This window comes from Amycolatopsis sp. NPDC004169 (assembly GCF_040610315.1).
In the GTDB taxonomy this organism is placed as follows: Bacteria; Actinomycetota; Actinomycetes; order Mycobacteriales; family Pseudonocardiaceae; genus Amycolatopsis.
This window is the reverse complement of sequence record NZ_JBEXMD010000060.1, coordinates 15088-27603: the sequence shown is the minus strand read 5'-3', so window position 1 is coordinate 27603 and position 12516 is coordinate 15088. Positions and strand designations below refer to the sequence as shown.

The window sequence follows — 12516 nt, the reverse complement described above, 5'->3', positions numbered from 1 at the left end:
AGCGTGACTGGGCGGGCATCACGTGTGTCCGGCGGGGCATCGGGGTGATGCCTCTCCGATCACGCGTGATGCCCCTCCGATCACGCGTGGAGCCCGGCTGGTCACGGGTGATGCCTCGTTCGGCACGTCGACGTCCGGGTCAGGGGACGCCGGCCAGCCTCAGCAGGGCGGCCGTGGCCGCGGCGGCGACCACCACCAGCGCGAACGGGGCCTTCCGCCAGGCCAGCACCCCGGCCACCAGCACCCCGGCCGGCCGGGCGATGCCCGCGAAGCCGTGGCCCTCGGTCAGCGCGCTGACCGCGACCAGCGCCGCCAGCAGGACCACCGCCGCCAGGGCCATCAGCCGCTCGACCCGGGGTGTCAGCTTCACCCGGCTGCGCAACGCCGGCCCCGCGAAGCGGAAGGCGAACGTGCCTGCGGCCAGCACCGCGGTGGCGACCAGCAGTTCCGTCCCGTCCATCAGCGCGCCTCCTCCAGCTCCGGTTCCTTGGCGGCGACGCCGGCGAGCACCCCGGCCAGTGCGAGCAGCACCGGCAGCCCGGCCGGCAGGAACGGCGTCGCGGCCAGGGCGACCAGCACCCCGATCAGCACCGGCAGCCGGGCCGCCTTGTCCCGCAGGGAGGGCAGGACCAGGGCCAGCAGCACCGCCGGGAACGCCGCGTCGAGGCCGAAGGCGTCCGTGTCGCTGATCGCCGTTCCCGCGTACGCGCCGGCGACCACGCCGATGTTCCAGCTGGCGAACAGGCCGATCCCGCACGCCCAGTAGGCCGCACGACGGCGGTGCGCCTCGCGCTCGGCCAGCGCGAACGCGACCGATTCGTCGATCATCAGGTGACTGCCGGCCAGCCGGGCGGCCCACCGCTTGCCCAGCACGTCGCCGAGCGCGAAGCCGAACGGCAGGTGCCGCGCGTTGGCCAGCAGCCCGGCCAGCACCGCGGCGAACGGGTTGCCGCCCGCGGCCACGATCCCGACGAACATGAACTGCGACGCCCCGGCGAAGACCAGCAGCGACATCAGCATCGGCAGCCACAGCGGGAAGCCGGAACTCACCGCGATGGCGCCGTAGGACACGCCCACGAGACAATCGGCGAGACAGACCAGACCGATGTCACGGGCGAGGGCCCGATCGAGTGTTCGCCATATCGAACGCATGTGTTCTATGGTGAACGGTAGGCCACGTGTTCGTCAAGGCGAACAGACAGACCGATGGAGCGAACGGCATGTCGCAGGAAACCACCGGGGCGCCGCTGGACATCATCGCGGCGTCGCTGCGCCGCGAGCGGACCCGAGCGGGGCTGTCCCTGACCGAGGTCGCGCGCCGCGCCGGCCTGGCCAAGTCCACGCTCTCGCAGCTGGAGTCCGGCACCGGCAACCCCAGCGTCGAGACGCTGTGGGCGCTCGGCGTCGCCCTGGACGTGCCGTTCTCCCGGCTGGTCGAACCCGAACGGCCCAAGGTCCGCGTGGTGCGGGCGGGCAAGGGGCCGACGGTGTTCGCCGAACACGCCGACTACGCCTGCACGCTCCTGTCGGCCTGCCCCACCGGCGCGCGCCGCGACATCTACGTCGTCCGCGGAGAGCCGGGCACGCCCCGGCGCTCCGACCCGCACATGACCGGGGTGGTCGAGCACATCGTGCTGTGCGCGGGCCGGGCCCGCATCGGCGTCATGGACGACCCGGAGGAACTGCTGCCCGGGGACTACATCTGCTACCCCGGCGACGTCCCGCACATCTTCGAAGCCCTGGAGCCGGGCACCTACGGCGTCGAGATCTCCGAATACGTCTGAGCCTTCGACGCGCGCCAGCGCCCGGGCGGCGTCCCGTGGTGGCGCTTGAACGCGGCGGCGAACGAGAACTCCGACGAGTACCCCAGTGAGTGCGCGATCGCGGCCAGCCCGGCGTCGCCGTCGCGCAGCTGCTCACGCGCCAGCGCCATGCGCCAGTCGGCGACGTAGGTCAGCGGGGCCACGCCGAGCAGCCCGGTGAACCGCCGGGCGAACGTCGCCCGGGAAAGCGCTGCCTCGTCGGCGAGGTCGGCGACCGTCCACGCGCGCGCCGGGGCCTCGTGCACCGCACGCAGGGCGGCCCCCACCGCCGGGTCGTCCATCGCGCGGAACCACGCCGGCGCGGTCTGCACGTCGGCGGCGAGCTGTTCGCGCAGCACCTGGACCAGGACGACGTCGAGCAGGCTGTCCAGCAGCGCCTGCTGCCCCGGCGCGTCACGCAGGATCTCGGAGGCGAACACGTCGAGGACCGCGCGCAGGCTCGACCCGGCTCGCGGGCGCACCACGGTCAGGTCCGGCAGCCCGGCGAGCAGCCCCGCGCACAGCTCGCCCTCGAAGGTGTACGCGCCGCAGAAGAACGTGGTCGGGTCGCCCGCTGCCGCGCCGAACCGCATCCGGCGCGTGCCCGCGCCCGGTTCGGCCGGGTGGTAGAGGAACGGCTCGACACCGGCGCCCGGCGTGTGGGCCATGAACTGCCGGACCGGACCGCGGACCAGGACGACGTCGCCGGGCAGCACGTGGCGGGCGCGGGCGGGGTCTTCGGTCCACGCGAAGGCCTCGCCGCCGAGGATGCCGTGGATCGCGAGCTTGGCGCCGGTCGGGAACTCGATGCCCCAGTCACCGCGCGCCGTGGAGTGCGAAAAGGCGGCACCGCGGGCTCGTGAGCGCTGCAGCAGATCTGTGAGGACGTCCACGCGATGAGACGATCGCATATTTCTTCGCGCGAATCCAGCATGGATCATGCCGCGCGCTTGCGGTTCCCTGGTCTTCAGGAACAAGGAATCCGGAAGGAGGGGCGAGATGCCCCAGGCAGTGCGGTTCGACCACTACGGCGACATCGACGTCCTGGAGGTGCGGGACGTGCCGCGGCCGGCACCGGCCGCGGACGAGGTGCTGGTGCGCGTGCGCGCCGCCGGGATCAACCCGGGCGAGAACTCGATCCGGATCGGCGCGCTCCACGAGCGCTGGCCCGCGACGTTCCCGTCCGGCGAGGGCAGCGACCTGGCCGGCGTGGTCGAAGAAGTCGGCTCCGAGGTCCGCACCTGGTCCGCCGGCGACGAGGTGATCGGCTGGGTGGACACCCGCGGCAGCCACGCGGAACTGGTCGTCGTCCCGGCCGCCCAGCTCGTGCCGCGGCCCCCGTCGGTGCCGTGGGAGGTCGGCGGCTCGCTGTTCGTCGCGGGGGCCACCGCGCACGCGAACGTGCAGGCCGTCGGGGCCGGACCGGGCGACACGGTCGTCGTCGCGGGCGCCGCGGGCGGGGTCGGTTCGCTGACCGTGCAGCTGCTGCGCCACGCCGGGGCGACGGTCATCGGACTGGCTGGCGAGGGCAACCACGCCTGGCTGCGCGAGCACGGCGTGCTCCCGGTGACCTACGGCGACGGCGTGCCGGACCGGATCCGCGCGGCGGCGCCGGACGGGGTCGACGCGTTCGTCGACAACTTCGGCGACGGCTACGTCGACCTGGCGCTGGAACTCGGCGTGGCGAAGGACCGGATCAACACGATCATCGACTTCGCCGGCGCGGCCCGCACCGGCGTCAAGGCCGAAGGGATGGCCGGGTCCTCGACCGTCGAGGTGCTGGGCGAGCTCGTCAAGCTGGTGGCGGCGGGCGAACTTGAGGTCCCGATCGCCACGACCTACCCGCTCGCCGAGGTCCGCGAGGCCTACCGCGACCTGATGCGCCGCCACTCACGCGGCAAGATCGTGCTCATCCCCTGAGGCCGGGCGGGCCCGTGGACGGCTCGTCCACGGCCCCCCGGCGGAAGGATCACCAGCCGCGCTCGGCGAGGCGGTGCGGTTCCGGCAGTTCCTCGACGTTGATGCCGACCATCGCCTCGCCCAGGCCGCGCGAGACCTTGGCCAGCACGTCCGGGTCGTCGTAGAAGGTCGTCGCCTTGACGATCGCCTCGGCGCGCTGGGCCGGGTTGCCGGACTTGAAGATGCCCGAGCCGACGAACACGCCCTCCGCGCCGAGCTGCATCATCATCGCCGCGTCGGCCGGGGTGGCGATGCCGCCCGCGGTGAACAGCACGACCGGGAGCTTGCCGGCCTCGGCGACCTCCTTCACCAGCTCGTACGGCGCCTGCAGCTCCTTGGCCGCGACGAACAGCTCGTCTTCGGGCAGGTTCTGCAGGCGGCGGATCTCCTGGCGGATCTTGCGCATGTGCGTGGTGGCGTTGGAGACGTCGCCGGTGCCGGCCTCGCCCTTGGAGCGGATCATCGCCGCGCCCTCGGTGATCCGGCGCAGGGCCTCGCCGAGGTTGGTCGCGCCGCAGACGAAGGGGACGGTGAACGCCCACTTGTCGATGTGGTTGGCGTAGTCGGCCGGGGTGAGGACCTCGGACTCGTCGACGTAGTCCACGCCGAGGGACTGCAGGACCTGCGCCTCGACGAAGTGGCCGATGCGGGCCTTGGCCATCACCGGGATCGAGACGGCTTCGATGATGCCGTCGATCAGGTCGGGGTCGCTCATCCGGGCGACGCCGCCCTGAGCGCGGATGTCGGCGGGCACGCGTTCGAGGGCCATCACCGCGACCGCGCCGGCGTCTTCGGCGATCTTGGCCTGCTCGGCGGTGACCACGTCCATGATCACGCCGCCCTTGAGCATCTCGGCCATGCCCCGCTTCACCTTGGCGGTGCCGGTGACGGACTGGACGGTGCCACTGGGGGTGGTCTGCTGCTCGGACACGACGGGGCCTTTCCACAAGGAGAACGGGGGTGACGAGTCCGAGGGTAGGTCGGCGGTGGACCCTTCAGGCAGGCCAGTGCGCGGCTATCTCAGCAGTCCACTTCGCCGGTGCCCGCGACCAGGGCTTCCGCCGGCGCAGTGCGCGCGTAGAGCACGTGACGTCCGGCACGATGCCGGCTGACCAGGCCCGCGGCGTTGAGGATGCCGAGGTGCTGGGACACCGCCCCGGCGCTCAGGCCGGTCCGCCGGGCCAGTTCCGCGGTGGACGCCGGGGCGGCCAGTTCGGCCAGCAGCAGCGCCCGCCCGCGGCCCACCACGGCGGCCAGTGCGCCCGGCGCGGTGGCCGTGCCGGTCTCCCACAGCGTGGCGATCCCGCGCGGCGGGTAGCGCAGCACCGGCTGCCAGCGCGTGTCGGTCTTGGAGAACACCCGCGGCCAGACGAACGCCGAGGGCACCAGCACGAGGCCGCGCCCGTCGAGCGGGACGGCGGCGTGCAGGTGCCGGTGCGCCACCGTGAGCGTGCCGCCCTGCCAGCGGACCAGCGGGGTCAGGTCGTTGAACAGCTCGGCGGCCCCACCCTGGGCCAGCAGCCGCGACCGGTACAGCACGTCGGCTTCGAGCAGCGCGCGGATGCGCGGCCAGTCGGGGGCCAGCACGAGGTGCCAGTACTGCTCCATCAGCGTCGCGAGCCGCTCGAGGCCCGCCTCGGGCTCGCGGTGGAAGCGGGTCAGCGCGGGCGTGCGCGGCCCGGCCATCGCGTCCAGCTCGCGCCGGACCAGGCGGGCGGGCACGTCCCGCAGGTCGGCGAGCTCGTCGGCCAGCTCGGGCAGCGGCGTCGACGGCGTGCCGGCCAGGAACCCGGGCAGGTGGCGCAGCGGGACGAGCTCGCGCAGCAGCCCGATGTCGAGACCGGCCCCGGCCAGCGCGGCGGTGGCGCGCTTGATCCACGGCAGGTGCAGCGCGTGCTGCCCCGGGGAGTTCAGGACGCGGACGCTCGCGACGATCTCCCAGGCCGGGGAGAACGCGAACCGGGTGTGCGCCAGGTCCTCTGTGGAGAATGCCAGGTCGAGCACGCGCTGCCTCTCTGCCCGGAGTCGGGGGCAGTCTAAGTCTCTCCGATGTGGACAGTCGAGCGGGGCGCCGCGAGGCCTTGCGGGAACGTGAAAATCCCTTCAGGGTCGTACTTCCGGGCGATGGCGCGCAGCCGCGGGAGGTTCACCCCGTAGTACGCCTGCGCCCAGTCCGGCATCTCCGGGTCGAGGTAGTTGACGTACCCGGTGGTGCCGAACTCCGGCCCCAGCCCGTCCCGCACGGCGGCCAGCGCACGCCGGGCCCCCGCTTCGCCGCCGTCGGCGGGTGCCGCGTCGTGCAGGAACTGGAAGCTGGCCAGTGCGCTCCGGTGCGGGAAGGCGGTTTCCCGGGCGCCGACGCGCGCGATGGCACCACCGGCGGAGTCGATGAGCGTGGTGACGCCCGGCTCGCGGGTCACCACTTCGGTCACCGCCGCCGGGTCGGCGGCCGCCCGCATCAGCATGCGCGAAGTGCCGGTGTAGGCCTCGCGCAGGGCCGGCCGGGAGTCCCGGACGTCGAAGGAGCGCACCGCGCTCAGGTGGTCGAGCACCCGGGTCCGCCGGGCGGACGGCCGGGCGCCGGTCCGGCGGACGAGCTCGTCCAGCAGGCCGTTCAGCCGAATCTCGGGACCGAGGAACGTCCCGGCGAGCGCGGTGCGGCCGGGCGCGAACTCGATGCCGGACCACAGCTCGTCCGGCATCCCGGGCAGCCAGTCCTGCCAGGCACCGAACAACGCGGCCCGCGCGGCGGCCGGGAACTCCAGCGTGTAGGTGGCGAGGTCGGCGGCGGGGACGGTGCGGAAGGTGAACCCGGTGACGATCCCGAAGTTCCCGCCGCCCCCGCCGCGCAGCGCCCAGAACAGGTCCGGTTCCGCCGTCGCCGAAACCGTGCGCACCCGGCTGTCGGCGGTGACGACCCGTGCCGCCTCGAGGTGGTCGCACGTCAGCCCGTACATCCGGTCGACAACGCCGATCCCGCCGCCGAGGGTGAGCCCGGCGATGCCGACGGCCCCGCACAGACCGGCGGGCAGCACCCGGCCGGCGGCGGCGAGCGTCGCCGCGACCGGGCCGAGGCGGGTCCCGGCGCCGAGCACCACCCGCCCGTCCGGCCGCACCTCGATGCCGGAAAACCGGCCCAGGTCCACGACGATTCCGCCGTCCACTGTGGAGTAGCCGGGGTAGCTGTGCCCGCCGGCGCGGGCGGCGACCGGGAGGCCGTGCCGGGCCGCGAAACCGACGGCGGCCTGGACGTCCTCGACGCGCGCCGCGCCGACGACGGCGGCGGGCCTGCGGTCGTCGAACATCGTGAAGAACGCCCGCCGGGCGGTCGCGTAGCCCGGTTCACCCGGGCGGAACAGCGGGCCGGCCAGCCGCCCGCGCAGGCGCTCCCAGTCGGCCGCCGAGGGGAACGCCGCGCCGGAAGCCGCTCTGTCCATGCCGCTTCCCCTCTGCCGGCGCCTCCGGGGCATTCGGCTGGTCCCGGAGACCCTGCCTTGCCGTGACCAGGGTAGCGGGTGTGTGATCGAGGACACATCCCGTACACCAGCCGTTCGCCGAGGAGTCGTCATGGCAGACAAACAAGCCAAGAACGCCGACACCGGGGCCGCCGTCGCTGTGGACGACCCCGCCAAGGTCCGCAACGTCGTGCTCGTCGGCCCGGCCGGGTCCGGGAAGACCACCCTCGCCGAAGCCCTGCTCGCCGCCTCCGGCACGGTGCCGCGGGCGGGCTCGGTGGTCGACGGCACGACGGTGTGCGACCACGACCCGGCGGCGGTCCGCCAGCAGCGCTCGGTCGGCCTGTCGGTCGCGCCGGTGCTGCACCAGGGCCACAAGATCAACCTGATCGACACGCCCGGGTACGCGGACTTCGTCGGGGAGCTGCGGGCCGGGCTGCGCGCGGCCGACGCGGCCCTGTTCGTCGTCTCCGCCGCCGAGGGCGTCGACGCGGCGACGGTGGCGGTGTGGGAGGAGTGCGCCGCGGTGGGGATGCCGCGCGCGGTCGTCGTCTCCCGGCTCGACCACCACCGGGCCGACGCGATGGCCGAGATCGCCGCCTGCCAGGCCGCCTTCGGCGCCGGCGTGCTGCCGCTGTACCTGCCGGCGGCCGACGGCCTGGTCGGGCTGATCACCCAGCGGTACTTCGACTACTCCCGCGGGCACCCACCGACGATCGGCGAGCCCGCGGCGGCCGACCTGGAACGGCTGGCCGAGGCCCGCAACGAGCTGATCGAAGGGATCATCGCCGAGAGCGAAGACGAGACACTGATGGACCGGTACCTCGCCGGCGAGGAGATCGCGGAGGCCACCCTCATCGCCGACCTGGAGACCGCGGTCGCGCGCGGGTCCTTCCACCCGGTCATCCCGGTCTGCTCGACCAGCGGGCTCGGCCTGGCCGAGGTGCTCGACGGCGTCGTCCGCGCGTTCCCCTCGCCGCTGGAGCACCGGCCACCCGACGTCACCACGCCGGACGGCGGCGAGCACGCCGCCATCACCGCCGACCCCGCGGGCCCCCTCGCCGCGGAGGTCGTCCGGACGGCCGTGGACTCCTACGTCGGCCGGGTGTCACTCGTCCGGGTGTTCTCCGGGACGCTGCGCCCCGAGCGGCCGGTGCACGTGTCCGGGCACGGGCTCGCCGAGCGCGGCCACGAGGACCACGACGCCGACGAGCGCGTCGCGCACCTGTACTCGCCGCTCGGTTCCTCCTTGCGGGAGGTGCCCTTCTGCGTCGCGGGCGACCTGTGCGCGCTGACGAAGGTCGGCTCGGCGGAGACCGGCGACACCGTCTCCTCCCCCGACGACCCGCTGCTGATGGAGCCGTGGGCGATGCCGGAGCCGCTGCTGCCGGTGGCCGTCGTCGCGAAGACCCGCAGTGACGAGGACACGTTGGCGCGCAACCTGTCCCGGCTCGTCGCCGGCGACCCGACGCTGCGGCTGGACCGCAACGCCGAGACCGGCCAGCTGGTGCTGTGGTGCATGGGCGAAGCCCACGCCGACGTCGTGCTCTCGCGGCTGCGCGCGGGCGGCGCGGACGTGGACACCGAACCGGTGCGGATCAGCCTGCGCTCGACGTTCAGCAAGCCGGCCAAGGGCCACGGGCGGCACGTCAAGCAGTCCGGCGGGCACGGCCAGTTCGCCGTCTGCGACATCGAGGTCGAGCCGCTGCCGCGGGGCGGCGGGTTCGAGTTCGTGGACAAGGTCGTCGGCGGCGCGGTGCCGCACCAGTTCATCCCCAGCGTGGAGAAGGGGGTGCGGGCCCAGCTGGCGCGCGGGCTCGCCGACGGGCACCCGGTGGTCGACGTCAGGGTGACCCTGGTCGACGGCAAGGCGCACAGCGTGGACTCCTCGGACGCGGCGTTCCAGACGGCGGGCGCACTGGCCCTGCGGGAGGCCGCGGCGAACGGGCACATCACGATGCTGGAACCCCTGGAGGAGGTGGCGATCCGGCTGCCGGACGAGCACCTCGGCACGGTACTGGGCGACCTGTCGTCCCGCCGCGGCCGCGTCCTGGGCACCGAGGCGGGCGAGGGCGGCCGGACGGTGATCCGCGCCGAGGTCCCGGCCACGGAGCTGGTCCGCTACCTGATCGACCTGCGCTCGATGACCTCGGGCACGGCGACGTTCACCCGCCGCCACGCGAGGTTCGAGCCGATGCCGGAAGGAATGGCGGTCCACTAGCCGGATCTCGCGTGATCGAGTCCGGAACTCGCGTGATTGAGGCCGTACCGGCTCGGATCACGCGAGTTCCGGCTTCGATCACGCGAGTTCGGTTCCCGAGCACGCGAGTCACGGGGGGAAGTCGAAGCCGCCGGGGCGGTTGTTGCGGTCGGCCACCAGGCCCGCGAGGGTGGCCAGGGCGATCTCCGGCGGCGTGCGGGAGCCGATGTTCAAGCCCACCGGGCGGTGGACGCGGGCGATGTCGGCCTCGGACACACCCAGCCCCTGCAGGGCGGCGACGTGCGGGCCCGGGTGACGCGGGTTGCCGAGCACCCCGACCCACCGCGGGTTCCCCTCGAGCGCGGCCTTGAGCACCGCGCCCAGCTCCGGCCGGTGGTGGTCGGTGACGACCACGTCGGCCGACGCGTCGAGCCGCGGCAGGGCGGTGTCCGCTTCGAAGCCCTCGGGGACGTCGGTGACGCGCGCGGGATCGGGCTCGAACAGCGCCACGTGGTAACCGAGCTCGTGAGCGAACTTCAGCAGGAACCGGGAAACCGGCGAGGCGAACACCGCCACCAGGGTCCGCACCCCCGGGTCGGCCGGAGCCGTGCCGTGGGCGACGTCGCAAGTCTCACTCATGCCGTCAGTGTGTCAGCCGCCGACCTGCTCGCCCACCGTCACGCGGAACTGCCACACGTCCGTCCGGCCCTTCACCAGCACCAGGTACCCATCGCCCACCCGCAGCACGACCCGCTTCTGCGGTGACGACGGCCGCGGCGGCCGGTGCTGCTTGGCCAGCAGGTACGCCTCGTCGAACGCGGTGTCGCGATCCGGGTACCCCGCCGCGTCGGCGACGCCCCAGCCGCGGCCGTCGCCCGCGCCGCCCTGCTCTTCGATGACCACCCACCACGTCGCACCCATGCCGCTTCCGACGCGGCCCGGACGCGGTCGGTTTCACACCTCTTCGAGCACGCTCAGCCGGAAGTGGAACGTCTTCGTCCGGCCTTCGACGATCACCACGTACCCGCCCGGGCCCCGCAGGACCTTCCGGGACTTCGGCGCCCACGGGAAGGCCGGTTCGTACTCGCGCGCCAGCCGGAGCGCCTCGGCCTCGGCGGTCTCCTGGTCGGCGTAGGAAAACGTCTCCGACAGCGACCAGTTCCGCTCCGAGGTGCGCTGCTCCTCGACCACCACCCACCAGGTCATTCCGGCTCCGTCACGGTCTCGCCGAGCGTCACGCGGAAGTGGAACGTCTGCGTCCGGCCGGTCGCGATCACCAGGTACCCGTCGCCGACCCGCAGCACCTTCCGCTCCTTCACCCCCGACGGGTGCACCGGCTCGTGCGAGAAGGCCAGCCGCCGGGCCAGCTCGTCGGCGTGCTCGCGATCGCCGCCCGCCGGCTTCGTCTTCGTGACGTTCCAGGCGCGCGCGTCCCCGCCGCCGCGCTGCTCCTCGACGACCACCCACCACATGTCAGACCTCCGGCTCCGCGAACTCGAAGTACTCCGGCAACGGCGCGGTCCCCGCCAGGCGGAAGTACCGCACCTTCCGCCGCCGCCGCAGGCGCAGCGTGTCGCGGACGGCGTCGTTGTGGACGCGGCGGGCGATCACCACGCGGTGTTCCGCGTCGGTCAGCTCCTCGGCCAGCTCGGCCGGCAGCACCGTCCGGTCGACGCGCCCCAAGACCAGCGTCAGCTCGTTCTCCGCGGCTTCGCGTTCGGCCCGCGGCGCCGCTTCGGCCCGTTCGGCCGACGTCCGCAGCCCGGTGTCGCCCAGCACCGCCGCGACCGCGCGGGCCACCACCGCCCGCCGGGCCAGCGCCGCGTCGAGCGCGGCCCAGCCGGCGTCCGTGCGGACGTGCAGCCGGTCGAGCCGGTTCGCCGTCGCGACCAGGAACAGCCCGCCCAGCACCACGACCAGGGCGAGCAGCGGGAGCAGCCAGCCGAGCACGCTCACCGGGCGAGCTCCCCCTCCGGCGCCGCGACCCGCCGGGGGTCGGCGGCGACGGCCGTCTCGTAGACGCGCAGCACCTGCGTGGCCACCACCGACCAGTCGTACATCGTGACGCGCTCCCCCGCCGCCGCGGCGAGCGACGCCCGGCGCGCCGGGTCGCCGAGCAGCTCGCGCAGCCCGTCCGCGAGCGCGGCCGGGTCACCGGTCTCGACGAGCAGCCCGGCGCGGCCGTCGTCGAGCACCCGCCGGAACGAGTCGAGCCCGCTGGCCAGCACCGGCGTCCCGGCCGCCATCGCCTCGGTGAGGATCATCCCGAAGCTCTCGCCGCCGGTGTTCGGCGCGCAGTAGACGTCGACGCTGCGCAGCGCCTGGGCCTTGACGTGGTCGTCGACCTGCCCCAGCAGCTCCAGGTGCGGGGCCAGCTCGGGCCCGGCGTCCCGGCGCAGCTGCTCGGCGTCCCCGCGGCCGACCACGACCAGCCGCAGGTCCTCGAACTCCGGCAGGATCAGCCGCAGCGCCGCCAGCAGGACGCCCATGCCCTTGCGCGGCTCGCCGAACCGGCCGACGAACCCGACCGTGCCCCCGGCCCGCGGGTAGCCCGGCAGCGGTACGGCCGAGGAGAAGAACTCGACGTCGACGCCGTTGGGGATCTCCACGGCGTCGCCGCCGGCGTGCTCGACCTGGACGCGGCGGGCCAGCGCGGACACCGCGATCCGGGCCGTGATCTTCTCCAGCAGCGGCCGCAGCACCGGCTGGAACGCCGACAGCGTGCGCGACCGCGTGGTCGCGGTGTGGAACGTCGCCACGATCGGGCCGTCCGCGATGAGCAGCGCCAGCAGGGACAGGCTCGGTGCGGCGGGCTCGTGCAGGTGCAGGACGTCGAAGTCCCCTTCGCGGATCCAGCGGCGTACGCGCGCGTAGGACACCGGGCCGAACTGCAGCCGCGCGACCGAGCCGTTGTACGGGATGCCGAGCGCCTTCCCGGCCGGGTGCACGAACTCCGGCAGCTCCGCGTCCTCGTCCGCGGGCGCCAGCACGGACACCTCGTGCCCGCGCGCGAGCAGCGCCTTCGTCAGGTCGATGACGTGCCCCTGGACCCCGCCCGGCACGTCGAAGGAGTAGGGGCACACGATCCCGATTCGCATCG

15 protein-coding genes are annotated in these 12516 nt (G+C 73.9%); 3 read left to right on the top strand and 12 right to left on the bottom strand.

What is annotated here, in order from left to right:
* Positions 1-139: 139 nt before the first annotated feature.
* Both ABZX11_RS44210 and ABZX11_RS44205 read right to left on the bottom strand, forming a co-directional pair.
* Positions 140-460, bottom strand: a complete 321-nt coding sequence (locus tag ABZX11_RS44210) for an AzlD domain-containing protein (RefSeq protein WP_354924663.1) — start codon at positions 458-460, stop codon at positions 140-142.
* Positions 460-1152 carry an AzlC family ABC transporter permease gene (locus ABZX11_RS44205; protein WP_354924661.1) on the bottom strand — a complete coding sequence of 231 codons (693 nt, stop codon included), beginning with the start codon at positions 1150-1152 and terminating at the stop codon, positions 460-462. Before ABZX11_RS44205 ends, ABZX11_RS44210 begins: the two co-directional genes overlap by 1 nt.
* 68 nt (positions 1153-1220) lie before the next feature.
* Here ABZX11_RS44205 and ABZX11_RS44200 point away from each other — a divergent pair, with 68 nt between their 5' ends.
* Positions 1221-1784: an XRE family transcriptional regulator gene (locus ABZX11_RS44200; protein WP_176177429.1), complete on the top strand. Its 564-nt coding sequence runs from the start codon at positions 1221-1223 to the stop codon at positions 1782-1784.
* On the opposite strand, the gene ABZX11_RS44195 is transcribed toward ABZX11_RS44200, so the two are convergent.
* Positions 1754-2695, bottom strand: a complete 942-nt coding sequence (locus ABZX11_RS44195) for an AraC family transcriptional regulator (protein ID WP_176177427.1) — start codon at positions 2693-2695, stop codon at positions 1754-1756. The genes ABZX11_RS44200 and ABZX11_RS44195 overlap by 31 nt on opposite strands.
* Before the next feature lie 106 nt (positions 2696-2801).
* Here ABZX11_RS44195 and ABZX11_RS44190 point away from each other — a divergent pair, with 106 nt between their 5' ends.
* Positions 2802-3722, top strand: a complete 921-nt coding sequence (locus ABZX11_RS44190) for an NADP-dependent oxidoreductase (RefSeq protein WP_354924658.1) — start codon at positions 2802-2804, stop codon at positions 3720-3722.
* A 49-nt stretch (positions 3723-3771) separates the two neighbouring features.
* Here ABZX11_RS44190 and pdxS read toward each other — a convergent pair whose 3' ends face one another.
* The 3 genes from pdxS to ABZX11_RS44175 form a co-directional block, all read right to left on the bottom strand.
* On the bottom strand, positions 3772-4692 hold the full coding sequence (gene pdxS, locus ABZX11_RS44185) for a pyridoxal 5'-phosphate synthase lyase subunit PdxS (RefSeq protein ID WP_217709730.1): 921 nt from the start codon (positions 4690-4692) through the stop codon (positions 3772-3774).
* Positions 4693-4781: 89 nt separating this feature from the next.
* Positions 4782-5765 carry a DUF5937 family protein gene (locus ABZX11_RS44180; RefSeq protein WP_354924656.1) on the bottom strand — a complete coding sequence of 328 codons (984 nt, stop codon included), beginning with the start codon at positions 5763-5765 and terminating at the stop codon, positions 4782-4784.
* A gap of 32 nt (positions 5766-5797) precedes the next feature.
* A complete protein-coding gene (locus ABZX11_RS44175) occupies positions 5798-7198 on the bottom strand; it encodes an FAD-binding oxidoreductase (RefSeq protein ID WP_354924654.1) in 1401 nt (466 codons plus the stop codon).
* A gap of 130 nt (positions 7199-7328) precedes the next feature.
* Between ABZX11_RS44175 and ABZX11_RS44170 the strand changes: the two genes are divergently transcribed.
* Entirely contained in the window at positions 7329-9437 is a 2109-nt protein-coding gene (locus ABZX11_RS44170; RefSeq protein ID WP_354924652.1) for an elongation factor G-like protein EF-G2, read from the top strand.
* Between the two features lie 108 nt (positions 9438-9545).
* Here the strand turns inward: ABZX11_RS44170 and ABZX11_RS44165 are convergent, their stop codons facing one another.
* From ABZX11_RS44165 to ABZX11_RS44140, 6 genes are read right to left on the bottom strand one after another with little or no spacing between them, the layout of a single operon-like run.
* The gene (locus ABZX11_RS44165; RefSeq protein WP_354924650.1) at positions 9546-10055 is read right to left on the bottom strand and encodes an XdhC family protein; all 510 of its coding nucleotides are present in this window, start codon (positions 10053-10055) and stop codon (positions 9546-9548) included.
* A gap of 12 nt (positions 10056-10067) precedes the next feature.
* Entirely contained in the window at positions 10068-10337 is a 270-nt protein-coding gene (locus ABZX11_RS44160) for a hypothetical protein (RefSeq protein WP_176177419.1), read from the bottom strand.
* Positions 10338-10370: 33 nt separating this feature from the next.
* The gene (locus ABZX11_RS44155; protein ID WP_176177418.1) at positions 10371-10622 is read right to left on the bottom strand and encodes a hypothetical protein; all 252 of its coding nucleotides are present in this window, start codon (positions 10620-10622) and stop codon (positions 10371-10373) included.
* Positions 10619-10888 carry a hypothetical protein gene (locus ABZX11_RS44150; protein WP_176177417.1) on the bottom strand — a complete coding sequence of 90 codons (270 nt, stop codon included), beginning with the start codon at positions 10886-10888 and terminating at the stop codon, positions 10619-10621. The genes ABZX11_RS44155 and ABZX11_RS44150 overlap by 4 nt, the downstream gene beginning before the upstream one ends.
* A 1-nt stretch (position 10889) precedes the next feature.
* Positions 10890-11372 carry an NUDIX hydrolase gene (locus ABZX11_RS44145; RefSeq protein ID WP_176177416.1) on the bottom strand — a complete coding sequence of 161 codons (483 nt, stop codon included), beginning with the start codon at positions 11370-11372 and terminating at the stop codon, positions 10890-10892.
* On the bottom strand, positions 11369-12514 hold the full coding sequence (locus tag ABZX11_RS44140; protein ID WP_176177415.1) for a glycosyltransferase family 4 protein: 1146 nt from the start codon (positions 12512-12514) through the stop codon (positions 11369-11371). Before ABZX11_RS44140 ends, ABZX11_RS44145 begins: the two co-directional genes overlap by 4 nt.
* Positions 12515-12516: the final 2 nt, after the last annotated feature.

Bases quoted from the DNA above. Each gene is read 5' to 3' on its own strand.
- ABZX11_RS44210 (WP_354924663.1), bottom strand. From the start codon at position 460: ATGGACGGGACGGAACTGCTGGTCGCCACCGCGGTGCTGGCCGCAGGC.
- ABZX11_RS44205 (WP_354924661.1), bottom strand. From the start codon at position 1,152: ATGCGTTCGATATGGCGAACACTCGATCGGGCCCTCGCCCGTGACATC.
- ABZX11_RS44200 (WP_176177429.1), top strand. From the start codon at position 1,221: ATGTCGCAGGAAACCACCGGGGCGCCGCTGGACATCATCGCGGCGTCG.
- ABZX11_RS44190 (WP_354924658.1), top strand. From the start codon at position 2,802: ATGCCCCAGGCAGTGCGGTTCGACCACTACGGCGACATCGACGTCCTG.
- ABZX11_RS44175 (WP_354924654.1), bottom strand. From the start codon at position 7,198: ATGGACAGAGCGGCTTCCGGCGCGGCGTTCCCCTCGGCGGCCGACTGG.
- ABZX11_RS44170 (WP_354924652.1), top strand. From the start codon at position 7,329: ATGGCAGACAAACAAGCCAAGAACGCCGACACCGGGGCCGCCGTCGCT.
- ABZX11_RS44165 (WP_354924650.1), bottom strand. From the start codon at position 10,055: ATGAGTGAGACTTGCGACGTCGCCCACGGCACGGCTCCGGCCGACCCG.
- ABZX11_RS44160 (WP_176177419.1), bottom strand. From the start codon at position 10,337: ATGGGTGCGACGTGGTGGGTGGTCATCGAAGAGCAGGGCGGCGCGGGC.
- ABZX11_RS44155 (WP_176177418.1), bottom strand. From the start codon at position 10,622: ATGACCTGGTGGGTGGTGGTCGAGGAGCAGCGCACCTCGGAGCGGAAC.
- ABZX11_RS44150 (WP_176177417.1), bottom strand. From the start codon at position 10,888: ATGTGGTGGGTGGTCGTCGAGGAGCAGCGCGGCGGCGGGGACGCGCGC.
- ABZX11_RS44140 (WP_176177415.1), bottom strand. From the start codon at position 12,514: ATGCGAATCGGGATCGTGTGCCCCTACTCCTTCGACGTGCCGGGCGGG.